The sequence below is a fragment of the Pseudomonas sp. LG1D9 genome (assembly GCF_002949995.1).
Taxonomy (GTDB): domain Bacteria; phylum Pseudomonadota; class Gammaproteobacteria; order Pseudomonadales; family Pseudomonadaceae; genus Aquipseudomonas; species Aquipseudomonas proteolytica.
Genome location: NZ_CP026881.1, coordinates 2,311,141 through 2,332,543 on the forward strand (window position 1 = coordinate 2,311,141; position 21,403 = coordinate 2,332,543).

Annotated in this window: 20 protein-coding genes; 9 read left to right on the forward strand and 11 right to left on the reverse strand. The window is 61.7% G+C overall.

Going from position 1 to position 21,403, the window contains the following annotated elements:
- Positions 1-3 precede the first annotated feature (3 nt).
- The gene (gene ilvA, locus C5F71_RS11165) at positions 4-1,518 is read right to left on the reverse strand and encodes a threonine ammonia-lyase, biosynthetic (RefSeq protein WP_029289404.1); all 1,515 of its coding nucleotides are present in this window, start codon (positions 1,516-1,518) and stop codon (positions 4-6) included.
- Between the two features lie 136 nt (positions 1,519-1,654).
- Between ilvA and rpiA the strand changes: the two genes are divergently transcribed.
- Together rpiA and C5F71_RS11175 are read left to right on the forward strand one after the other, a co-directional pair.
- Positions 1,655-2,326, forward strand: a complete 672-nt coding sequence (rpiA, locus tag C5F71_RS11170) for a ribose-5-phosphate isomerase RpiA (protein WP_104911144.1) — start codon at positions 1,655-1,657, stop codon at positions 2,324-2,326.
- Positions 2,327-2,687: 361 nt separating this feature from the next.
- Positions 2,688-4,634, forward strand: coding sequence for an autotransporter domain-containing protein (locus tag C5F71_RS11175; RefSeq protein WP_104912612.1), 1,947 nt, complete (start codon positions 2,688-2,690; stop codon positions 4,632-4,634).
- Between the two features lie 27 nt (positions 4,635-4,661).
- On the opposite strand, the gene C5F71_RS11180 is transcribed toward C5F71_RS11175, so the two are convergent.
- The 4 genes from C5F71_RS11180 to C5F71_RS11195 form a co-directional block, all read right to left on the reverse strand.
- Positions 4,662-5,582: an SdiA-regulated domain-containing protein gene (locus C5F71_RS11180; RefSeq protein WP_070993995.1), complete on the reverse strand. Its 921-nt coding sequence runs from the start codon at positions 5,580-5,582 to the stop codon at positions 4,662-4,664.
- 120 nt (positions 5,583-5,702) lie between these two features.
- Positions 5,703-6,629 (reverse strand): SdiA-regulated domain-containing protein, encoded by a 927-nt coding sequence (locus C5F71_RS11185; protein WP_092231201.1) that lies wholly within the window; start codon positions 6,627-6,629, stop codon positions 5,703-5,705.
- A 263-nt stretch (positions 6,630-6,892) separates the two neighbouring features.
- The gene (locus tag C5F71_RS11190; RefSeq protein ID WP_029289416.1) at positions 6,893-7,558 is read right to left on the reverse strand and encodes a fumarylacetoacetate hydrolase family protein; all 666 of its coding nucleotides are present in this window, start codon (positions 7,556-7,558) and stop codon (positions 6,893-6,895) included.
- Between the two features lie 24 nt (positions 7,559-7,582).
- The gene (locus C5F71_RS11195; RefSeq protein ID WP_104911145.1) at positions 7,583-8,977 is read right to left on the reverse strand and encodes an FAD-binding oxidoreductase; all 1,395 of its coding nucleotides are present in this window, start codon (positions 8,975-8,977) and stop codon (positions 7,583-7,585) included.
- A 205-nt stretch (positions 8,978-9,182) separates the two neighbouring features.
- On the opposite strand from C5F71_RS11195, the gene serA reads away from it, so the two are divergent.
- Positions 9,183-10,412, forward strand: a complete 1,230-nt coding sequence (gene serA, locus C5F71_RS11205; RefSeq protein ID WP_029289418.1) for a phosphoglycerate dehydrogenase — start codon at positions 9,183-9,185, stop codon at positions 10,410-10,412.
- A gap of 65 nt (positions 10,413-10,477) precedes the next feature.
- Here serA and C5F71_RS11210 read toward each other — a convergent pair whose 3' ends face one another.
- Positions 10,478-10,915, reverse strand: a complete 438-nt coding sequence (locus C5F71_RS11210; protein ID WP_104911146.1) for a DUF4399 domain-containing protein — start codon at positions 10,913-10,915, stop codon at positions 10,478-10,480.
- A gap of 134 nt (positions 10,916-11,049) precedes the next feature.
- Between C5F71_RS11210 and C5F71_RS11215 the strand changes: the two genes are divergently transcribed.
- Positions 11,050-11,673 carry a transporter substrate-binding domain-containing protein gene (locus tag C5F71_RS11215; protein ID WP_029289421.1) on the forward strand — a complete coding sequence of 208 codons (624 nt, stop codon included), beginning with the start codon at positions 11,050-11,052 and terminating at the stop codon, positions 11,671-11,673.
- Between the two features lie 147 nt (positions 11,674-11,820).
- Here C5F71_RS11215 and C5F71_RS11220 read toward each other — a convergent pair whose 3' ends face one another.
- Positions 11,821-12,309 (reverse strand): DUF523 domain-containing protein, encoded by a 489-nt coding sequence (locus tag C5F71_RS11220; protein WP_029289423.1) that lies wholly within the window; start codon positions 12,307-12,309, stop codon positions 11,821-11,823.
- Positions 12,310-12,311: 2 nt separating this feature from the next.
- Entirely contained in the window at positions 12,312-12,944 is a 633-nt protein-coding gene (locus C5F71_RS11225; protein WP_070993998.1) for a 2OG-Fe(II) oxygenase, read from the reverse strand.
- Between the two features lie 131 nt (positions 12,945-13,075).
- Between C5F71_RS11225 and C5F71_RS11230 the strand changes: the two genes are divergently transcribed.
- The gene (locus tag C5F71_RS11230) at positions 13,076-13,828 is read left to right on the forward strand and encodes a DUF2059 domain-containing protein (RefSeq protein WP_029289427.1); all 753 of its coding nucleotides are present in this window, start codon (positions 13,076-13,078) and stop codon (positions 13,826-13,828) included.
- Between the two features lie 122 nt (positions 13,829-13,950).
- Here the strand turns inward: C5F71_RS11230 and C5F71_RS11235 are convergent, their stop codons facing one another.
- Complete coding sequence (locus tag C5F71_RS11235; protein ID WP_104911147.1) at positions 13,951-14,892, reverse strand: alpha/beta hydrolase; 942 nt, start codon at positions 14,890-14,892, stop codon at positions 13,951-13,953.
- Between the two features lie 111 nt (positions 14,893-15,003).
- Between C5F71_RS11235 and C5F71_RS11240 the strand changes: the two genes are divergently transcribed.
- Together C5F71_RS11240 and C5F71_RS11245 are read left to right on the forward strand one after the other, a co-directional pair.
- A complete protein-coding gene (locus C5F71_RS11240; protein WP_070994000.1) occupies positions 15,004-15,576 on the forward strand; it encodes a DUF6436 domain-containing protein in 573 nt (190 codons plus the stop codon).
- A gap of 30 nt (positions 15,577-15,606) precedes the next feature.
- Positions 15,607-17,976: a penicillin acylase family protein gene (locus tag C5F71_RS11245; protein ID WP_104911148.1), complete on the forward strand. Its 2,370-nt coding sequence runs from the start codon at positions 15,607-15,609 to the stop codon at positions 17,974-17,976.
- A gap of 142 nt (positions 17,977-18,118) precedes the next feature.
- Here the strand turns inward: C5F71_RS11245 and C5F71_RS11250 are convergent, their stop codons facing one another.
- A complete protein-coding gene (locus tag C5F71_RS11250; protein ID WP_104911149.1) occupies positions 18,119-19,024 on the reverse strand; it encodes an AraC family transcriptional regulator in 906 nt (301 codons plus the stop codon).
- A gap of 99 nt (positions 19,025-19,123) precedes the next feature.
- Here C5F71_RS11250 and C5F71_RS11255 point away from each other — a divergent pair, with 99 nt between their 5' ends.
- Positions 19,124-19,477 carry a carboxymuconolactone decarboxylase family protein gene (locus C5F71_RS11255; RefSeq protein WP_028618364.1) on the forward strand — a complete coding sequence of 118 codons (354 nt, stop codon included), beginning with the start codon at positions 19,124-19,126 and terminating at the stop codon, positions 19,475-19,477.
- Here the strand turns inward: C5F71_RS11255 and C5F71_RS11260 are convergent.
- A complete protein-coding gene (locus tag C5F71_RS11260; protein ID WP_029289441.1) occupies positions 19,455-20,420 on the reverse strand; it encodes a GlxA family transcriptional regulator in 966 nt (321 codons plus the stop codon). The genes C5F71_RS11255 and C5F71_RS11260 overlap by 23 nt on opposite strands.
- A gap of 310 nt (positions 20,421-20,730) precedes the next feature.
- On the opposite strand from C5F71_RS11260, the gene C5F71_RS11265 reads away from it, so the two are divergent.
- Positions 20,731-21,372, forward strand: coding sequence for an HD domain-containing protein (locus tag C5F71_RS11265; protein WP_104911150.1), 642 nt, complete (start codon positions 20,731-20,733; stop codon positions 21,370-21,372).
- Positions 21,373-21,403: the final 31 nt, after the last annotated feature.

Genomic DNA, 21,403 nt, shown 5'->3' on the forward strand with positions numbered 1-21,403 from the left:
CGCTCAACCGAGGAACAGTTGATAGGCCGGGTTGTCACTTTCATCCCAATACGGGTAACCAATGGCTTCCAGCGCTGCCGGCACCAGGTGCCGCTCGTTGGCTGGCACTTGCAGCCCAGCGACCACCCGACCGTCAGCCGCGCCGTGGTTGCGATAGTGGAACATCGAGATGTTCCAGCGACCGCCCAATTTGTTAAGAAAGTTGAACAAGGCTCCCGGACGTTCCGGGAATTCGAAACGGAACACCACTTCATTGCTGACATGCGCCGCATGCCCACCGACCATATGGCGGATATGCAGCTTGGCCAGCTCGTTCTCGGTCAGGTCCAGCACCGGGAAACCCTGCTCGGTCAGGCTCGCAATCAGTGCGCTGCGCGGGTCGTTTTCCGGGTGGGTCTGCACCCCGACAAAAATGTGCGCCTCACTGCCGGAGTGGTAGCGGTAGTTGAATTCGGTGATCTGGCGCTTGCCCACGGCCTCGCAGAAGGCCTTGAAGCTGCCTGGGCGCTCGGGGATGGTCACGGCGATGATCGCTTCACGGCCTTCGCCCAACTCGGCGCGCTCGGCCACATGGCGCAGGCGGTCGAAGTTGACGTTGGCCCCGGAATCAATGGCAACAAAGGTCTGGCCGCTGACGCCACGGGTCTCCACGTACTTCTTGATCCCGGCCACGCCCAAGGCCCCTGCTGGCTCGGTGATGGAGCGGGTGTCGTCGTAGATATCCTTGATTGCCGCGCAGATTTCATCGGTGCTGACGGTGATTACTTCGTCGACATAGTCTTTGCAGATATCGAACGTGTGCTGGCCGATCTGCGCCACCGCCACGCCATCGGCAAAGATCCCCACGGCTGGCAGCACCACACGTTCGCCCGCGGCCATGGCGGCTTGCAGGCAGTTGGAGTCGTCCGGCTCGACGCCGATGATCTTGATCTCCGGGCGCAGGTACTTCACGTACGCGGCGATACCGGCGATCAGGCCGCCGCCGCCGACCGGGACGAAAATCGCATCCAGCGGCCCTGGGTGCTGGCGCAGGATCTCCATCGCCACGGTGCCCTGCCCGGCAATGGTGTGCGGATCATCGTAGGGGTGAATGTAGACGTAGCCTTTTTCGTCGACCAACTTCAGCGAATACGCCAGCGCTTCCGGGAAGGAGTCGCCATGCAGCACCACTTTGCCGCCACGGGAACGCACGCCTTCAACCTTGATTTCCGGGGTGGTCTTAGGCATCACGATCGTGGCCTTGACCCCCAGCACCTTGGCCGCCAGGGCCAGGCCCTGGGCATGGTTGCCGGCCGAGGCGGTGACCACGCCACGCGCGCGTTCTTCAGCGGTCAGTTGGGTCAGCTTGTTGTAGGCACCGCGAATCTTGAAGGAAAACACCGGCTGCAAATCTTCGCGCTTGAGCCAGACCTTGTTGCCCAGGCGCTCGGAGAGCTGGCGGGCGGTCTGCAACGGGGTTTCCACGGCAACGTCGTAAACGCGCGAGGTGAGGATCTTTTTGACGTACTGTTCGAGCATCGGAAAGCATCACTGGGCGGGTTGGGCAGGGCCGAGGAGTCTAACCCGCCTTTTGGCCGGACGACCACACGAATCCAGAGGTTTTGTTGGGTTATACTCGCGCCCCTCTTTACTCCCCGCCCGTTCCGGAGCCCGCATGACCCAGAATCAACTCAAACAGGCAGTGGCCCAGGCCGCCGTCGATTTAATCCTTCCTAAACTCGACGATAAAAGCATCGTCGGTGTTGGCACCGGCTCCACCGCCAATTGCTTTATCGACGCGCTGGCCCTGCACAAGGGCGCGTTCGACGGCGCCGTGGCCAGTTCCGAAGCCACCGCCGCGCGCCTCAAGGGCCATGGCATTCCGGTGTACGAGCTCAATACCGTGAGCGACCTGGAGTTCTACATCGACGGCGCCGATGAAAGCGACGAGCACCTGAACCTGATCAAGGGCGGCGGCGCTGCCCTGACCCGCGAGAAAATCGTCGCGGCCGTGGCCAAGACCTTTATCTGCATCGCCGACGCCAGCAAACTGGTGCCGGTACTGGGCAACTTCCCGCTGCCGGTAGAAGTGATCCCCATGGCCCGCAGCCACGTGGCCCGCGAGCTGGTAAAACTGGGCGGCGACCCGGTGTACCGCGAAGGCGTGCTGACCGACAACGGCAACATCATCCTCGATGTGTTCAACATGCAGATCACCAACCCGGTGGAGCTGGAGACCCAGATCAATGCGATCGTCGGCGTGGTCACCAACGGGTTGTTCGCCGCGCGCCCTGCGGATGTGCTGCTGCTGGGGACCAGTGAAGGCGTGAAAACCCTCAAGGCCTGAGTACACGCAGAACCCCTGTGGAAGCGGGCTTGCCGCGAATGCGGCGTGCCAGTCACCGAACTTGCTGGCTGACACACCGCATTCGCGAGCAAGCCCGCTCCCACATTTTTGACCGCGCTCCGTTCGATGAACATGTAACAAAAACGCTACTTTTCGCAGCAGCCTCTCCCCCGCCTGCCCCAATTTGTGCGCCAAGTCACGGCATCCCCTGCCGCATCTGGTATCAAATCCGTTACAACTTATAGCCAGGCGACCCCCACTTCCAACAACGCGCCAATTCGCGACCGCCCCACGGAATGAGGCGCGCATTGTGCAATCGGTCCCGCCGAGCAACTCCCTCAACCTCTTCAAGGAAGACCTTGTGATCAAGCCCCTAGCTCTCGCTGTCAGCGTTGCCTGTGCCCTGCTGTCGACTCAATCCAATGCCTACGATTACGGCGAGCACGCCAATACCACCCTGGAAAAGCTGATCACCGACTACCCCGGCCGCTACCGAGGCACGGCCAACTTCGCCGGCGCTGCCGACTGGATGCAGAGCCAGATGGGCAACGCCTATAACATCAGCCGCCAGGACTTCACTTGGAATGGCGGCAGCCGCGCTTCGCAAAACGTGGTGGCCTATGCCGCCGGCACCAAACCGCAATACGTGGTGATTGGCGCGCACTTCGATACCTATTTTGGCCGCCCGACCCTGCAAGGCCTGGACGACAACGGCTCCGGCGCCAGTGTGCTGACCGAAGTGGCGAAGAACCTTGGCGGCCTGCAACTGGAAAACGGCTTGCAGATCGTCGGCTTCGGCGCCGAAGAGGAAGGCCTGCGCGGCTCCCGGGCATTTGTCGATTCGCTGAGCGCCAGCCAGCGCGCCAATATGCTGGCCATGATCAACCTCGACAGCCTGATCACCGGCGACATGATGTACGCCCACGCCGGCCAGAACAGCGCCGCCAACCCGGCCCTGGCATCGTTGCGCGAACACACGCTCCAGATCGCCAAGGAATTGAACATCAACCTGTTCACCAACCCCGGACTGGACGCGCAATACCCCGCCGGCACCGGTTGCTGCAGTGATGGCGAAGCCTTCGAGGCGCTGAATATCCCGATCCTGTATATCGAAGCCACCAACTGGGAACTGGGCGACCTGGACGGCTACACCCAGACCGACAACCCGGCGATCCCCGGCGGCTCGACCTGGCACGACCCCAACGAAGACAACAAGAGCGTCCTGACCAATGCTTTCGGCCAGGAACGCATCGACCAGCGCCTGCGCGATTATTCGCGCCTGCTCAGCCGCCTGGTGCTGGAGCTGACCAATGCCGACTTGATGGCCTCCACCACCTCGGGCGGCGCGGTTGCGCGCAATATGCAGGACAACCTGCAGCGCCAGCACCAGGCCATGGTGCGTTTGCACGATCGCCGCTGGCTGACGTTGCAATCGGCCAGCCGTGAAGTGGGCACCTTCGATGGCGAGATCGGCGTGGACGGCGAGTACAACCCGGACAGTGGCTTCGACACCGCTCCCAATCCCGAAGCGCGACGCCTGGGCCTGCATGCCCTGGGCGACTATCAACTGAGCAGCAGCTTGAACATCGGCGCCAGCCTCAGCTACCTCAACGGTCGCGACAAACTCGAGCACCGTGGCAAGCTGGAAAGCGACACCTGGCAAGCCGCAGTCTATGCCTTGTTGAACGATGGCGGCCCGACCTGGCTGGCCGGCGACCTGAGCGTGGGCCACAGCAGCTTTGACTCAAAACGTAACCTGGTGATCCAGGCCAATGGCGGCCCCGTGCTGCTTGACCAGCAACTGACTGGCGAGACCGATGCCTTGTCCCTGGGTGCCCGGGTGCTCGGCGGCTATGACTTCGACCTGGGTGCGATCAAGACCGGACCGTTTGCCGGCCTGGATTACAGCCACTCGCGTATCGACAAGTTCCACGAGAAGCAGAACCTGCGCACGGCCCTTGAATATGAAGAGCAGTCTTTCGATTCCCTGGAAGCCAGCCTCGGCTGGCGCGTGCGTGGTGCTGTGGCCCTGCCTTACGGCCTGAGCCTGATGCCCTACGGCGATATCGCCTGGGTCAAGGAACTGGCCGACGGCCGCCTGGACGACCTGGACCTGACCGCACGAGCTGATGGCCAGGTGCGCACTGCGCGCCTGGGTTCAGTAGACAAGAGTTTTGGCCGCGCACAGGTCGGCAGCCAATTGGCGATCACCCCGCAGCTTGGGGTGTACGCCGAAGTGAACGGGCGCCTGGGCCATGCCGAAGGCAGCCAGACCGGCTACTCCCTGGGCGTACAGTGGATGTTCTGATCCTTGCAGGAGCGAGCTTGCTCGCGCCTACAGTGGGTCGGCTTTTTTCTTGAACACGTAGAACAAGTTCGGCTCACTGACCAAATACAGCGTGCCATCGTCATCCATGGCGATGCCCTCGGCCTGGGGCACGCGCTTCTTCAGGCCATGGCGCCCCTTGAGCAATGACAGACTGCTCAAGGGGCGACCGTCGATATCCAATTCCAACACCAGGTACGACTCATCGGACAGCGCCAGCAAGTGGCCGCTGCGCTCATCGTATTGCAAGCTGGACAGGTCGCGCACAAACAGCCCGGCATCGCGCCGTGGGTTGTTGACGACATGGACCGAGTAGGTCTTTTCGGGTTTGAAATGGGGAAACCCATGCACTTCGTAGATCAACATCGGGTCCCGCTCCTTGGCGACAAACAGGCGCTTGCCCACCGAGTCATAGGCCAGCCCTTCAAACCCTTTATTGCCCTTGAGGTGCACACCCAGGGTCATCTGCTCGGCGTCGGCCGCGTCGAGGAACTGCGTGTCGTCCTCCAGATGTATCTTGATCAAGCGCTGTTGGCGTTCATCGCTGACCACATAGGTGTTCTCGCTGATGAACTCCACCGCTTCGGCATCGCCAAAGCCCACCAGGTTGATACGCCGCAAGATCTTGCCGTCCAGGGACAGTTCGACCAGTTCGGCGTTTTGGTTGGTCACGGTAAACAGGCTCTTGCGCACCGGATCGAAGGTCAGTGCCGAGACGTCATCGTCCAGGCCGTCGATCACCTGGGCTTCCAGCACCACGTGATAATCCGCCAGGCCAATGGATCGTTCGTCCACCGGCTGGCGCCAAGCCTGCCAGTTGAACCAGGCACGCTCGAATAAACGAAACTGCTGGGCGACCACGCCCACAGCAACCAGGGCGATCAACAACAGGATAAACAGGGCGGGTTTGGGGCGGGCAAATCGGCGCATGGGGGCTGGCTCAAAGTCAAAACTGGCAAATGAATATCACAGCCATCTGAATTTAAACTTAAACGCAGCTCAGTGTCTGGGGAATGCCGCTCATAGAGAAGAATCCGACGTATCAGTCGGCTATTTCTGCTTTTCGAAGCGGTAGAACAGATTGGGCTCGCTGACCATGTACAGCGTGCCGTTTTCATCCATGGTCACGCCTTCGGCGCGGGGGATGGTTTTTTTCAGGCCATTGAAGCCGCCAAGCACCGTCATGAAGCTGACTTGCTTGCCTTTTTCGTCCAGCTCCAGCAGCAGATGGGAGTCGGCGGACAGTACCAACAGGTGACCGGTACGCGGATCGACGCTCAGGGCCGAGAGGTTGCGAATATCCAACTCTGAGCTGGGCAGTTTCTGCTTGTTGCCAGCCAGGACCTGGCCGCCGTCGCTGTGCCAGGTGAACAACTGCGCTGGCCGTTCGATACCCAACACCAGTTGTTGATTGCGCTTGTCCCAGGTGATGGCCTCGAATGCCTTGTTCTGGTTTTCGGAGGGCCCAAGGTCGTAGCTGGGGAAGTCAGCGAAGGCCAGTTGGCGCGTGTCGGCATCGACCTTGACCAGCGTCATGTTGTGCCTGCGCTCATCCACGATGGCCAGCACGCCGTTTTCCATGACCGTCACGCCTTCCGGGTTGCTCCAGCCCACCAGGGGGATCTTGCGCAACACATCGCCCTGCAGGCTCAGCTCCACCAGGAACGGGTTGCGGCCCATGACCGCGTACAGGGTCTTGGTCCTGGGGTCGTAGGCCAGATCCGACGCTTCGTCCTTTTCCATGCCGGGCAACGGCTTGGCGTCAATCACCGTCTGGTAATCCGGAAGCCAGACACTCTCCCGACGCTCCATGGGGCTTTCAAACCGCTCCAACACCCATAACGCGCCCCGGTCGTCCCAGTGCATCAACCAGGAAATCCCATACATGACGGCCCCGACCAGGAACAGCCAGGAGTACCAACGCATATTCAGGCGCGGGCGCGGAGCGGGTTTCACAGAAGGGAGAGGTACGGCCATAGAGGCATTCCAGATAATCGGCTGTAGGTGATAGCCCAGGCTTAGACCGCCTGCGTGCCATATGGCCGAGGATTATCCAGATGGCGTGTGAAAAAAATGCAAAGCGCCGATTTGCGCAGTACGCACAAATAATCTGTGTACGAGCTTGTGTGGGAGCCGGGCTTGCCCGCGGTGCAAGCACTGTGGTGTATCAGGCACACCGCGGTGATGCTATCGCAGGCAAGCCAGCTCCCACACAAGCCGGCGCCTACAGAGGGATGGGGTTAGCGTACGGAGCTTTCGAAGCGGCTCACGCCGGGCAGTTCCAGCACCAGTTCATCACCCACTTCCAGCGGGCCCACGCCCACAGGCGTACCGGTCAGGATCACATCACCGGCCTGCAGCGAGAAGCAGCCGGCCATGTGCTGGATCATCGGCACGATCGGGTTGAGCATCTGCGCACTGTTGCCGTCCTGGCGCACCTGGCCGTTGATGGTCAGGCGAATGCCGATGTCGGTCAGGTCCGGGAAGGTGCTGCCCACCACGAACGGCGCAATGACTGCCGCACCGTCGAAGGACTTGGCAATTTCCCACGGCAGGCCCTTGGCCTTGAGCTCGGACTGCTTGTCGCGCAGGGTCAGGTCCAGGGCCGGGGCGAAGCCGGAGATGGCGTCCAGCACTTCTTCACGGCTCGGGGTTTTCGACAAGGGCTTGCCGATCAGCACCGCGATTTCCGCTTCGTAGTGCACCGACCCACGGTCGGCTGGAATGGCAAAACCGCCTTCCAATGGCACCACGCAACTGCCCGGCTTGATAAACAGCAGGGGCTCGGTCGGCACCGGGTTATCCAATTCCTTGGCGTGTTCGGCGTAGTTGCGCCCGATGCAGACCACTTTGCCCAGCGGAAAGTGGATATTGGTGCCGTCGACGTACTTGTGCTGATAGCTCATGGACCGCTTCCTCTTTCGTGATGGTTAAACAGCGAAGATCTTGCCCGGGTTCATGATCCCGTTCGGGTCAAACACGGCCTTCACTGCCTTCATATATTCGATTTCAACCGGGGAGCGGCTGTAGGTCAGGTAGTCACGCTTGGTCATGCCCACGCCATGTTCGGCGGAGATCGAACCGTTGTACTTCTCGACGGTTTCAAACACCCACTTGTTGACGGTGGCGCACTTGGCGAAGAACTCGTCCTTGGACAGGTTTTCCGGCTTGAGGATGTTCAAGTGCAGGTTGCCATCGCCGATATGGCCGAACCAGACGATTTCGAAGTCGGGGTAGTGTTCGCCGACGATCGCGTCGATTTCCTTCAAGAACGCCGGCACTTTCGACACGGTGACCGAAATGTCGTTCTTGTATGGCGTCCAGTGGGAGATGGTCTCGGAGATGTACTCGCGCAGCTTCCACAGGTTGTGCAGTTGGGTTTCGCTCTGGCTCATCACGCCATCCAGCACCCAGCCCTGCTCGACACAGTGCTCAAAGGTTTCCAGGGCGTGGTTGGCGACTTCTTCGGTGGTGGCTTCAAATTCCAGCAGGGCATAGAACGGGCAATCGGTCTCGAACGGCGCCGGCACATCGCCACGGCCGAGGACTTTGGCCAGGGCCTTGTCGGAGAAAAACTCAAAGGCCGTCAGATCCAGCTTGCTCTGGAACGCATGCAACACCGGCATGATGGAGTCGAAGTCAGCGGTGCCAAGCACCATGGCGGTGAGGTTTTTCGGCGCACGGTCCAGGCGCATGGTGGCTTCGACCACAAAGCCCAGGGTGCCTTCAGCACCGATAAACAGCTGGCGCATGTCGTAGCCGGTGGCGTTCTTGATCAGGTCGCGGTTGAGCTCCAGCACATCACCCTTGCCGGTGACGACCTTCATGCCGGCCACCCAATTGCGGGTCATGCCGTAGCGAATGACCTTGATCCCGCCGGCATTGGTGCCGATATTGCCGCCAATCTGGCTGGAACCGGACGAAGCGAAGTCCACCGGGTAATACAGGCCGTTTTCTTCGGCGACGTTCTGCAATTGCTTGGTGACCACGCCCGGCTGGCACACGGCGGTGCGGTCGGTGAGGTTCACGTCGAGGATCTGGTTCATGTAGTCGAACGACACCACCACTTCGCCATTCGCGGCAACGGCCGCCGCCGACAAGCCGGTACGCCCACCGGATGGCACCAGCGCCACCTTGTGTTCATTGGCCCAACGGACAATGGCCTGTACCTGCTCAATGGTCTTGGGGAAGACGATAGCGGTCGGCGCGGGGGCGAAATGCTTGGTCCAATCCTTGCCGTAAGCCTCCAGGGAGTCTGCATCGGTCAGCACTTTGCCGGGCTCAACCAGGGTCTTTAGCTCATCAATCAGGGCAGGATGGGTCATCGACAGAACTCTCGAACAATTCATGGTCATCCTGAGAACGCTTCACGTCGCAGGAATGAGTGTTTAGCGGGGCGCGTATGCTAGCATACCGCCCCCGCAGGACAGAGCCCAAGGGCGTTTCTGCGGTGACGGCTTTCCTGCCGTCCGGGTCAGCTTAAGCGATCCGATTCCCTGCCATTTTTCTCCGGGATACAGGTTTACGCAGATGAGCAAGACTTCTCTCGATAAGAGCAAGATCAAGTTCCTTCTTCTGGAAGGCGTCCACCCATCGGCCGTCGACGTCCTAAAGGCCGCCGGGTACACCAGCATTGAGTACATCACCAGTTCTCTGCCGGAATCCCAGCTCAAGGAAAAGATCGCCGACGCGCACTTTATCGGCATTCGCTCCCGCACCCAGCTGACCGAAGAGATCTTCGACCACGCCAAGAAGCTGGTAGCTGTCGGCTGTTTCTGCATCGGCACCAACCAGGTTGACCTCAATGCAGCGCGCGAGCGCGGTATCGCAGTGTTCAACGCCCCGTACTCCAACACCCGTTCCGTGGCGGAGCTGGTATTGGCCGAGGCCATCCTGTTGCTGCGCGGCATCCCTGAGAAGAACGCTTCCTGCCACCGTGGCGGCTGGATCAAAAGCGCGGCCAACTCCTTCGAAATCCGCGGCAAGAAGCTGGGTATCGTCGGTTACGGTTCGATCGGCACGCAATTGTCGGTACTGGCCGAAGGCCTGGGCATGCAGGTGTTCTTCTATGACACCCTGACCAAGCTGCCATTGGGCAACGCCACCCAGGTGTCGAGCCTGACCGAACTGCTGGGCATGTCCGATATCGTGACCCTGCACGTGCCGGAAACCGCTGAGACCCAGTGGATGATCGGCGAAAAGGAAATCCGCGCCATCAAGAAGGGCGGGATCCTGATCAACGCCGCTCGCGGCACCGTGGTCGAGCTGGATGCCCTGGCCGACGCGATCAAGGACAAGCACCTGATCGGCGCCGCCATCGACGTGTTCCCGGTGGAGCCGCGCTCCAACGACGACATTTTCGAAAGCCCGCTGCGTGGCCTGGACAACGTGATCCTGACCCCGCACATCGGCGGTTCCACCGCTGAAGCCCAGGCCAACATCGGTCTGGAAGTAGCGGAAAAGCTGGTCAAGTACAGCGACAACGGTACGTCGGTGTCCTCGGTCAACTTCCCGGAAGTGGCCCTGCCGGCTCACCCTGGCAAGCACCGCCTGCTGCACATCCACCAGAACATCCCGGGTGTGATGATGGAGATCAACAAGGTCTTCGCGGAAAACGGCATCAACATCTCCGGTCAGTTCCTGCAGACCAACGAGAAGGTTGGCTACGTGGTAATCGACGTCGACGCCGAGTACTCGGACCTGGCGCAAGAGAAGCTGCAGCACATCAGCGGTACTATCCGTAGCCGCGTGTTGTTCTAAGGTTTCAGACGCACCACGAAGAAGGGAGCCCTCTGAGGGCTCCCTTTTTTTCGTCTGAACAAATCTTACTTGACGGTAACGGTGATCACTTTTGAAGCTACAGTAGGTTCAAACTGACGGTGAACGTTATCGCCCGCCACCAGTTGCAGGGTGTGCTTGCCTGGGGCCAGGGTCAGTTCAGTCTTGGTCTGTGCCTTGCCGAAATGGATCACGGTATCGGTGGCGGGAATCGGCTGGCTTGGGTCGGGCAACTCCTTCTGATCAACCAGCAAGTGGTGATGGCCGGCACCCGGGACTTGTTTGTCGATAGGTTCCAGGTCCATGCCCTTGATGCCAAACTCAACGGTGAAGGTCTTGTCGACGGTAGCGCCATCCTTAGGCGAGACAATAAACACTTCAGCACCCTTGGGCGCAGGTGTACGTGGGATATCGGCGGCAGACGCCAGCATGGAAGCCCCCAGCAAAAGACTGGCCAGGGTTGCACGAGACAAAATGGCTTTCATTAACTTCTCCAGTTTTTCTGTGAAATCTGTAGGGTTATGACAACTTAGTGACGAAACGTTGTCCAAGGCACTCGACACCATAGCAAAGCGAGCCTGAACCGCGTCTCGCACCTTCGAATTCTTTAGGAGTGACCATGCGTTTTTTGCCTGGCCTGTTACTTGTCCTGCCTTTTTTGAGCCCTTTGGCTCACGCCGAACTGTTTGACGACGTGTTTGACCGTGGGGAGTTGCGCATTGCCCTGGAGGCCGATACGCCGCCCTTCAACTTCAAGGAAGGCGACAAACTCACCGGTTTTGAAGTGGAACTGGGTGAGTTGCTGGCTCGGGAAATGGACGTACGCGCCTCCTTTATCACCACCGACGAAGCAGACTTGCTGCCCGGCGTGGAAAGCGGCAAGTACGACGTGGCGATCAACCACATCGCTGTGACTGCGCAATTGCGCGATCGTTTCGATTTCAGCGCACCGTATAGCTATGCCAATGCCCAGATGCTTGCCAACAAGCAGCAAAAACCCCTGTTGAGCGGCCTGAATACCCTCACCAGCAGTCAATTTGCCGCCAAGCCCACCGAGGGCGTGGATCTGCGCAGCCGTGTCGATGCCAAGGCCACGTTGACCCTGGCCATCCCCTTCCAGAAGGGCAACCCGGCGTTCAAATCGAGCCTGGACATGGCGTTGGAACGGATCAAGGCCGATGGGCGGCTGACGGCGCTGTCGGAGAAGTGGTTCGAGGCTGACACCAGCAAACCTGCCAAATAACCAATGTGGGGCCAGGTTTGTGTGGGAGCGGGCTTGTGTGGGAGCGGGCTTGCCCGCGATTGCGGTGGGTCAGCCAAAAAATCTGTCACTGATATAGCGCCATCGCGGGCAAGCCCGCTCCCACACAAGCCCACCCTCACATGGGATTTAGGCGGGGTTTGAGAGCAGGGCCGCAGCCGCCTCGGCCAACTCCAACTCGCTGAACACCTGCACCCCATGGCGCTTGAGCAACGCTGCCGTCACCCCTTCACCCGTGACTTTCACCCCACTGAACGTGCCGTCATAAGTCAGCAGGTTGCCGCATGACGGGCTGTTGGCCTTGAGCACCGCGATACGGATGCCGTGGCGCTGCACCAGAGCCAGGGCCTGGCGCGCCCCATCCAGGAAGGCTTCGCTGAAGTCCTGGCCATCGGCGGTCAACACTTGGGCGCGGCCTTCCCACACATCCATCCCCTGCCCGCCCGGAATCTCGGCGGATGGGCGTGGCGTAGGCAGGCCGCCAGCGACCTCTGGGCACACCGCAACCACTCGCCCTTCGGCCTGCCAGGCGGCCAGTTGGTCGAACGGCCCGCTGGCCCCACCGTCATAACGCACGCGATGCCCCAGCAGGCAGCGGCTGACCAGAATCTTTTGCATGCTCAAAACGGCTCGTTGCCCCGCCGGCGAAACCAGCCCGTCAGCGACAGGCGCTCGCGGTGGGCGGGCAGGACTTCATGGGGCACTTCCCCCGACAGGAACACCACCAGGCAACCGCCGGTGGGGTCCACATCGTGTTCAATGCCATCCTTGAGGTACATGCGCAACTGGCCGCCGTGCTCGGGCAGCCAGTCCTGGTTCAGGTAGACCACCGCCGAGACCATGCGCCGGTCATCATCGCGAAAACGGTCAAGGTGTTTGAGGTAGAACGCTCCCGGCGGGTACATGGCGAAGTGGCATTCAAACTCTTCCAACCCCAGGAACAACCCCCGGTTCATCGCCAGCCGCAGGCTGTCCATCAACACCAGGTAGCGGTCGCAGATAGCCGCCTGGCCGGGCTCCAGCCATTGGATATGGTCGCCACGAATCCCCTCGCGAATCTCCTGGGCCGGTCCGCGCCCGACAGCGGCCGGTGCCAATTCACCTTCAGCGGCACGTTTATGGCACTCAGCCGCCAGTTCCAGGGTCAGAGCCTCTGGCAGGAAGATGTTCTGCTGCGACCAGCCTTTCACGGCCAGGTCGTCGACGATGCGTAGCAGCAGCGGGTCATCAGGGGATATTTGCATGGCGCGCATAGTATCCATACGCCTGGCAAACCGACAGCGCCGCCTAGCGCCTAAATACACTTTAGTCAGGCGATTGATAGGACTTCTCGACAAATCCTACGCCCGACACGGACAATAGTGGCCGACTGACAGGAGTCCCTATGCGTCGTTTGTTTTTATCCTTGCTGATGTTCTGCGTGTTGCCCGCCTGGGCAGACAGCCATGACCAGTTGTACGCGGTCGCCGGCTGGCCGGAACAACGTGCGCATTTTAATGACGCCTTGAGTGCCGCCCAGCAGCGCTACCGCAACAGCTTGCCGCCGGCGGTGTACCAGGCGCTGGTGGACAACAGCAATAAACGCTTCGCCCCCAAGGCCATGGATCAGCGCGCCGAAGCCCAGTTGCGCCAGAACCTGGCCGATCCAAAACCCGCGCTGGCGTTTTTCCAGTCGCCGCTGGGGCGCAAGATTGTCGCCGCCGAGTTGCTGGCGACCCGCCGCGACCAATTGGCCAAGAACGCCCAGGGCTTGCCGCAGATCCAGGCCGACGCCACTCGTAGCCTGATCATCGGCCACCTGGCCCAGGCGTTGCCCGCCCGCGAAGCCGGGGCCGAGGTCAGCCTGGCGATTGCCGGCGTGGCAGCAGACAGCCTGAGCCAGATGATCCCCGGCCTGTTGGGCGGCGGTCAGGCGCAAGGCATGCTCAACGGCCAGCGCGAGCGGTTGATGCAGCAGATCGGCAATGACCTGAACAACACCTTGCTGTACGTGTATCGGGACCTGTCAGACCCGGAGCTGGAAGAGTTCGCCACGTTTGCCGAATCGCCGGAAGGCAAGGCGTATTACCAAGCAGCGCTGGCAGCGATCCGCGCCGGCCTGGCGGTCGGCCAAAGCACCTCCAGCCTGGCCCCCTGACGCCCCTCCCCTGTAGGAGCGAGCTTGCTCGCGAAGAACTCAAGGACGCCGCGTCTAACCAAGCAGCACGCGTTATCGTTGACGTTCTTTGCGAGCAAGCTCGCTCCTACGAGGGGGGTGGGTTATTTCAGGTGGTCGGTGAGGAACTTGAAGTATTGCTCGCGGATTTCAGGCAGCTCATTGGCCATGTGATGCCGCCCACGCGGCACCATCAGGACCTGCGGCTGATCGAACTTGCCGCGTAGCACCTGCAAGTTGTGCTGCCAATCCACCGTCATATCCTCCTCGCCCTGCACGATCAGTGGCCGCCGCGTGCTGCGCGGGGCAGCTTCGATGCGCTTGATCCAGCGCGCCAGCGCACCCACCCAGGCGGTAGGCAGTTGCCGGGGCTGCAAGGGGTCGGCTTCGAGGAACGGACGAAACGCCGGGTCGTTGCTGTTATCGCTGAAGCGCCGGGCGATGCCTTTGACGAACGGCTTGAGCAGGTAATAGCTGAGCTGCGACCAGCCCCAGGCTCGCGGCCGCACCAGCGGCGACAACAGGAAGGTCTGGCCTTGCGCCGGGCTGTCCGGACCATGGTTGAGCAGATGGTCCACCACAATCGCCCCGCCGGTGCTTTGCCCGAACAGATGCCAGGGCTTGGGCAGTTGCAGCGCGTCGGCCTGTTCGAACAAGCCGTTCACCACCTGCTGGTACACCGCGAAATCATCGATGCTGGCCCGCGCGCCACTGGACAGGCCATGGCCCGGCAAGTCGCAGGCAATCACCACGAAGCCCTGGTCCAGACCCCACTCCACCACGCTGCGGTACAGCCCCATGTGGTCGTAGAAACCGTGGAACATAAACAGTGTGGCCACCGGTTTCGACGGCCACCAGACCTGGCTGACCACCTCAAACCCGTCCACCTCGAAGCGCCCCAGGCGACTGATCACAGGCTCTTTGCGCGCAGCCAGGTCCAGCCCATAGAAGCGCTGGTAGACCCTGGCCTCGGCCGAAAGCGGTTGCGCGTCCACCAGCGGCCGCAAGCTTTCGCGCAGATGATCGGGGTCAAAGGTAACGGGCATAAGAACTTCCAGACTAGGGCTTCACAGCCTTGAACAGATGAATATCGAGTCGCGATATTCATCTGTCAGGGCAAGCATGGCAAGCTACGCCACCGTCGAGGATTGTTCTGAATGCGAAAACCCTACCGCACTGCCCTGCTCGCCAGCCTGATCATGCTGATCTGCGCCGCCGTGCTGTGGGCCGCGTATGACTGGTTCCAGGGTCGCTATCTGCGGGCATTCAGCGAGCATACGGCGGTGTTTTCCGGCGACCTGCTGCGCCTGCCGGACGACCTGGCAGGCCCCGGCCCGATCCGCCTGGTGCACTTCTGGGACCCGGCCTGCCCGTGCAATGTCGGCAACCAACAGCACCTGAGTGAACTGATCGAGCAATACGCGCCCCAGGGCGTGGAGTTCTATGCCCTGCAAAAAACCGGCAGCCACGGCCAATTGCCCGCGACCCTTGGCGCCATGAAAATCCTCACCACCTTGCCCGGCGCCGACCAAGTGCCCGCCAGCCCGGCGGTGGGCATCTGGGACAGCAATGGCAAACTGGCGTACTTCGGCCCTTACAGTGAGGGCCTGACCTGTAATTCGAGCAACAGCTTTATCGAACCGATCCTGCAGGCGCTCAAGAGCGGGCGGGCGGTGAATGCGACCCACACCCTGGCGGTGGGCTGCTATTGTTCCTGGCCACAAGGCTAAAAGTCCCACTTCTAATAATAAGGATTGTTCATGAAGCGCGTCTTGTCGGGTCTCGCGGCCCTGCTGGTGTTGATCGCCCTCGGGGCCGGCTGGTATGTCTACAGCAAGCAACCCACCCGCCAGGGCACGGTGGAGCTGGCCAACCTGCAGGGCTCGGTCACGGTGCGCTACGACGACCGGGGCGTGCCGCACATCCGCGCCGAGAACGAGGCCGACCTGTATCGCGCCCTGGGTTATGTGCACGCCCAGGACCGCCTGTTCCAGATGGAGATCATGCGGCGCTTGGCCCAAGGCGAGTTGGCCGAAGTGCTCGGCGTCAAGTTGCTGGACACCGACAAACTGTTCCGCAGCCTGCGCATCCGCGAGCGCGCCACGACCTATGCGGCGCAGATGGACCGCCAGTCGCCGCACTGGAAGGCCTTGCAAGCCTATCTGGACGGGATCAACCAGTATCAGGACAGCCACGCCAGCCCCATGGAGTTCGACGTGCTGGGCATCCCCAAGCGGCCATTCACCGCCGAAGACACCATCAGCATCGCTGGCTACCTGGCCTACAGCTTTGCCGCAGCCTTCCGGACCGAGCCCTTGCTGACCTATGTGCGGGACCAACTGGGCAGCGACTACCTGAAGGTGTTTGACCTCGACTGGAAGCCCAAGGGCGACCTCGGCCTGGCCGCCGCCGACTGGCAAGGCTTGAGTGCCATCGCCCGCCTCAGCGAGCAGGCCCTGGCCGACAACGGCCTGCCGCAGTTCGAGGGCAGCAACGCCTGGGCCATCAGTGGCAACCGTACCAAGAGCGGTAAGCCGTTGCTGGCGGGCGACCCGCATATCCGCTTCTCGGTGCCGTCGGTGTGGTACGAGGCGCACTTGTCGGCGCCCGGTTTCGAACTCTACGGTTATCACAACGCTCTGGTCCCGGTGGCGTTCCTGGGCCACAACAAAGCGTTTGGCTGGAGCCTGACGATGTTCCAGAACGATGACCTCGACCTGATCGCCGAGAAGGTCAACCCGGACAACCCCAACCAGGTGCGCTACCACGACCAGTGGGTCGACATGACCACCAGCGAGCAACAGATCGCGGTCAAGGGCCAGGCACCGGTGACGCTGACGCTACGCCAGTCGCCCCACGGCCCGATCATCAACGACGTGCTCGGCGCCAATGCCGGCACCACGCCGATTGCCATGTGGTGGGCGTTCCTCGACACCGAAAACCCGATCCTCGACGGGTTCTACCAACTCAACCGCGCCGACACCTTGGCCAAGGCCCGTCAGGCCGTGGCCAAGGTACATGCACCGGGGCTGAATATCGTGTGGGCCAATGCCAAGGGCGATATCGGCTGGTGGGCCGCGGCGCAGTTGCCGATCCGCCCGGCCGGGGCCAATGCCGGGTTTATCCTCGACGGCAGCACGTCTCAGGCTGACAAGCTGGGCTTCTACCCGTTCAGCGCCAACCCCCAGGAAGAAAACCCGGCGCGGGGTTATGTGGTCTCGGCCAATGCCCAGCCGGTATCGCCTACTGGCCTGCAGATCCCCGGCTATTACAACCTGGCGGACCGCGGCCAACAGTTGAACGCGCAGTTGAGCGACAACCAGGTCAAATGGGACCTGGACAACAGCCAGGCCCTGCAACTGGGCACCACTACCGCCTACGGGCCCCGCCTGTTGGCGCCGCTGTTGCCGGTGCTGCGTGAGGTGGTCAAGGAGCCGTCCGAGCTCAAACTGGTGGAGCAGTTGGCAGGATGGAAAGGTGATTACCCGGTGGAGTCGATCCCGGCCACGTTGTTCAACCAGTTGCTGTATGACCTGACGGACGCCGCCTTCCGCCCCAAGCTGGGCGACGACATGTTCAAGACCCTGATCACCACCCGCGTGGTCGACGCCGCCCTGCCACGCCTGGCCGCCGCCGCCGATTCGCCGTGGTGGAACGGGCAGCGTGCCGAGACGGTCAAGCGCGCCTGGGACAAGAGCCTGGCCCACCTGAAAACCACCTTCGGCGACGACCCGGCACAATGGCAATGGGGCAAGGCCCATACCCTGACCCATGGCCATCCGCTGGGCATCAAGAAGCCGCTGGACCAGATCGTCAATGTCGGCCCGTTTGCCTCACCGGGCAGCCACGAAGTGCCGAACAACCTGTCCGCAATCATTGGCCCGGCGCCATGGCCGGTGACTTATGGTCCGTCTACCCGGCGCCTGGTCGACTTCGCCGACGCCGCCCACGCCCTGACCATCAACCCGGTGGGACAGAGCGGCGTACCGTTCGACAAGCACTATGCCGACCAGGCCGAGACCTACATCGAAGGCGGGTACGAGCAAGCGCATTTTGATGAAGAAGAGGTCCAGGCCAATACTCGCGGCACCCTCAAGCTATTGCCGGCCCGCCCCCCACAACAGCCCTGACGAAACATGGCTTAAGAAATGTGGGAGGGGCGGTGCGACGATTCGACTTGCTCGCGAATGCGTAGTGTCAGTCACCACATGTATAGACTGATCCACCGCATTCGCGAGCAAGCCCGCTCCCACACTTTAATCTCCCACAGTTTTAATCTGCGTTGCGCATCCGACCGGGCGCCTGGCCATACGCCTCCTTGAATTTCTTGCTGAACGCCGCCTGGGATTGATAACCCACCCGGGCGGCGATATCCGTCAGGCTCAACCGCGACTGCTGCAACAGGTTGAACGCCAGCTCCATGCGCAACTGGGTCAGCAGCACCCACGGCGATACGCCCGCCGCTTTGACAAACGCGCGCATGAACGTGGCTCGGGACATCGACGCCGCGCCGGCCAGGCTGTCGATGGTCCAGTCATGCCCGGGCTCGGCCAGCATCGCCTGCCAGGCGCGGCCCAGGCGTTTGTCGGTGAGCAAGGCAAACGTCCCCGCCAGCGGGGCCTGTTGTGCCAGCCAGGTGCGCACCAGCAAGGTGAACAGGGCCACCGACAGCGCATCAATGAACGACCGCGCACCGAGCCGTTCGCCATCCGCTTCGCTGCGCATCAGGGCAATCAGGGCCGCCAGTTGCCCATCGGTCTGCCATTGCCGGCTGGACACCACCAGATACGTCGGCAAGGCCGCGAACAGCAACGACTGGCGGTTGTAGTGAAAACTGCCACAGAGCATCTCCACCTCCGGCTGATCGCCACCCAGGCGATGCACCGTGAGGACACCGTCGTCGATCACCCTGGGTAACATCGCCGGCACCGTCGCGCCCTGGCTACGCAACAGGTGAGTCGCGCCGCCGGGCAACAGCAGGATGTCGCCCTCCTCCAGGGTCACTCGTTGCCCACCCGAAAGTTCGGCGCGGCAAGTGCCACTGACCACAATGTGGTACGGCGCCACGCCCAGGGCCTCGGGCGCATGGTCCAGGGCCCAGTCGCCCTGGAACTGGCAACGTACATCGAGGTTGCCGCGCAGGTTGGCCAGGGTGATCAGGGTGTCGATAGCGTTCATTTGCGAATATCGGTCAAAAAGTTGAGCGGATCGAACAATACCGCCAAACCCGAACGGCACACACTGGCTTCACACCCAACCCGTTCAGGAGTCATCGCAATGTTCAATAACTGGTCCGACTTGCTGCCTACCGTGAAGAAAGCCTTTGGCACACTGGGCAAGAGCAACCCGAAGATGGTCAAAGCCTACATGGCGCTTGGCGAAGCCGCCGAGGAAAACAACGTCCTGGATGCCAAGACCCGCGAACTGATCTCGATTGCAGTGGCGATCACCACGCGCTGCGACGGTTGTATCGGCGTACATGCCGACGCCGCGATCAAGGCCGGCGCCACCCGCGAAGAAGTCGCCGCAACGCTGGCCACTGCCATTTCACTGAATGCCGGCGCCGCCTACATCTACTCGCTGCGCGCGCTGGAAGCCTACGACACGCTTAAACCGGCGCCGCAAAGTTGAGCCGAAACTGCTGCGGCGTCACGCCCAGCCGGCGGTTGAACACACTGCGCAGGTGCTGGGCATCGCGAAAGCCGCATTGATAGGCCACGGTCTTGAGCGGCGCGCTGCTGCTTTCGAGCATCACCCGCGCCGCATCCACCCGCGCCCGCTCGACAAATTCCGCCGGGGTGATCCGCGCCTCCCGGGCAAATACCCGCGAAAAGTTGCGCGCACTCATGTTGGCCGCGCGGGCCAGGTCGGCAATGCCCAGGTCACCGGTCAGGTTCGCCAGCACGTACAACTGCACCTGCGCCACGGCCGAGGAAGATTCGGCATGGGGCGTCAGGAACGGGCTGAACTGGGACTGCCCGCCGCTGCGCTGGGTAAACACCACCAGGCGCTTGGCCACGCTCAACGCCACTTCCGGGCCGTGGTCCTGGGCCAGCAGGTACAACGACAGATCGATGCCCGCCGTGACCCCGGCCGAGGTGTAGAGGTTGGCGTCTTGCACGTACAGGCGGTCGGCGTCGACCCGGGTCGAGGGGCACAGTCGCGCCAGATCCGCCGCGTCGCCCCAGTGCGTGGTGACCGTGCGCCCCTCCAGCAAACCGGCACGCGCGAGCATGAACGCGCCATTGCAGATCGAGCCGAAACGCCGAGCCCTGGCACTGGCGCCCTGCAACCACTGATTGAACCCCGGGCCGAAATCCTCGAAGGGCAACTGCGGGCCACCGGCTACCAGCAACAGGTCATAGGCTTGCAATGCCTCGCTGTAGTGGATGTGGGCCTGCAAGGACAGACCGTTGGAACAGGCGATCTGGCCCTGGACCTGGCCGATGACTTCGAGCTGGTAATGATCCGCAGGCGCCAGGAAGCGATTGGCCTCGCAGAACACGTCCATGGGACCGGTCACATCCAGTGACTGGACGCCGGGGAAGATCAGGATCGCGACGGTCTTGTGCATGGATGGCACACCTTTCTACCGGAATAAACGAAGAAACAAATGTGGGAGCGGGCTTGCTCGCGAAAGCGGTGGATCAGTCTATACATCTGGTGACTGACACTGCGCATTCGCGAGCAAGCCCGCTCCCACATTTGGATTGTTGCAGGCTTCAAGGGATAGCAGTGCCTGCTACACCCTAGCCGATTTCACGTGGCACGATGTGACCGCACATTGGCCGGGATCGCATCCTCACCCCGATGGCCCTCGCGCACAGGCGCGTCCAGACTGCACTCACCAGCGCCAACCCGGCGCCCTCGTGAGGAGCATGACCATGAGCACCACCATCGCCGGCATCAAAATCCCCGACAGTGCCCTGGCCAAGGCTACCACCGAATACATCCGCGACATTGAATCCGACCTGCTCTACCACCACTCCCGTCGCGTCTTCCTGTTTGGCGCCCTGAGCGGCGAGCGCAAGCAATTGACCTACAACTCGGAGCTGCTCTACGTCGGCGCAATGTTCCATGACCTGGGCCTGGTGGCAGGCCATCGCAGCGACAACGAGCGTTTTGAAGTGGACGGCGCCAACGCTGCCGCCGCCTTTCTCAAGCCCTATGGTTTAAGCGACGACGATATCGAGCAAGTGTGGCTGTCCATTGCCCTGCACACCACGCCGGGGGTACCTCAGCACCTGCGCCCTACCGTCGCCCTGGTGACCGCTGGCGTGGAGATGGATGTGCTGGGCATGGACTACGCCGCGTTTACCCACGTGCAGCGCGAGGCAGTGGTGCATGCGCATCCACGGGGCGAAGGGTTCAAGGAATGCATCATCTGCGCGTTTGCCGACGGCTTGCGCCATCGCCCGCAGACCACGTTTGGCAACGTGAAGACCGATGTGTTGGTGGATCAGGAGCCGGGGTTCAAGCCGCTGAACTTTGTCGAGGTGATTCGCCAGTCGCCGTGGACTGCCTAATCAACTTGAAATGCAATCAAATGTGGGAGCT

Bases quoted from the DNA above. Each gene is read 5' to 3' on its own strand.
- ilvA (WP_029289404.1), bottom strand. From the start codon at position 1,518: ATGCTCGAACAGTACGTCAAAAAGATCCTCACCTCGCGCGTTTACGAC.
- rpiA (WP_104911144.1), top strand. From the start codon at position 1,655: ATGACCCAGAATCAACTCAAACAGGCAGTGGCCCAGGCCGCCGTCGAT.
- C5F71_RS11180 (WP_070993995.1), bottom strand. From the start codon at position 5,582: ATGCGCCGATTTGCCCGCCCCAAACCCGCCCTGTTTATCCTGTTGTTG.
- C5F71_RS11185 (WP_092231201.1), bottom strand. From the start codon at position 6,629: ATGGCCGTACCTCTCCCTTCTGTGAAACCCGCTCCGCGCCCGCGCCTG.
- C5F71_RS11190 (WP_029289416.1), bottom strand. From the start codon at position 7,558: ATGAGCTATCAGCACAAGTACGTCGACGGCACCAATATCCACTTTCCG.
- C5F71_RS11195 (WP_104911145.1), bottom strand. From the start codon at position 8,977: ATGACCCATCCTGCCCTGATTGATGAGCTAAAGACCCTGGTTGAGCCC.
- serA (WP_029289418.1), top strand. From the start codon at position 9,183: ATGAGCAAGACTTCTCTCGATAAGAGCAAGATCAAGTTCCTTCTTCTG.
- C5F71_RS11210 (WP_104911146.1), bottom strand. From the start codon at position 10,915: ATGAAAGCCATTTTGTCTCGTGCAACCCTGGCCAGTCTTTTGCTGGGG.
- C5F71_RS11215 (WP_029289421.1), top strand. From the start codon at position 11,050: ATGCGTTTTTTGCCTGGCCTGTTACTTGTCCTGCCTTTTTTGAGCCCT.
- C5F71_RS11220 (WP_029289423.1), bottom strand. From the start codon at position 12,309: ATGCAAAAGATTCTGGTCAGCCGCTGCCTGCTGGGGCATCGCGTGCGT.
- C5F71_RS11225 (WP_070993998.1), bottom strand. From the start codon at position 12,944: ATGCGCGCCATGCAAATATCCCCTGATGACCCGCTGCTGCTACGCATC.
- C5F71_RS11230 (WP_029289427.1), top strand. From the start codon at position 13,076: ATGCGTCGTTTGTTTTTATCCTTGCTGATGTTCTGCGTGTTGCCCGCC.
- C5F71_RS11235 (WP_104911147.1), bottom strand. From the start codon at position 14,892: ATGCCCGTTACCTTTGACCCCGATCATCTGCGCGAAAGCTTGCGGCCG.
- C5F71_RS11240 (WP_070994000.1), top strand. From the start codon at position 15,004: ATGCGAAAACCCTACCGCACTGCCCTGCTCGCCAGCCTGATCATGCTG.
- C5F71_RS11245 (WP_104911148.1), top strand. From the start codon at position 15,607: ATGAAGCGCGTCTTGTCGGGTCTCGCGGCCCTGCTGGTGTTGATCGCC.
- C5F71_RS11250 (WP_104911149.1), bottom strand. From the start codon at position 19,024: ATGAACGCTATCGACACCCTGATCACCCTGGCCAACCTGCGCGGCAAC.
- C5F71_RS11255 (WP_028618364.1), top strand. From the start codon at position 19,124: ATGTTCAATAACTGGTCCGACTTGCTGCCTACCGTGAAGAAAGCCTTT.
- C5F71_RS11260 (WP_029289441.1), bottom strand. From the start codon at position 20,420: ATGCACAAGACCGTCGCGATCCTGATCTTCCCCGGCGTCCAGTCACTG.
- C5F71_RS11265 (WP_104911150.1), top strand. From the start codon at position 20,731: ATGAGCACCACCATCGCCGGCATCAAAATCCCCGACAGTGCCCTGGCC.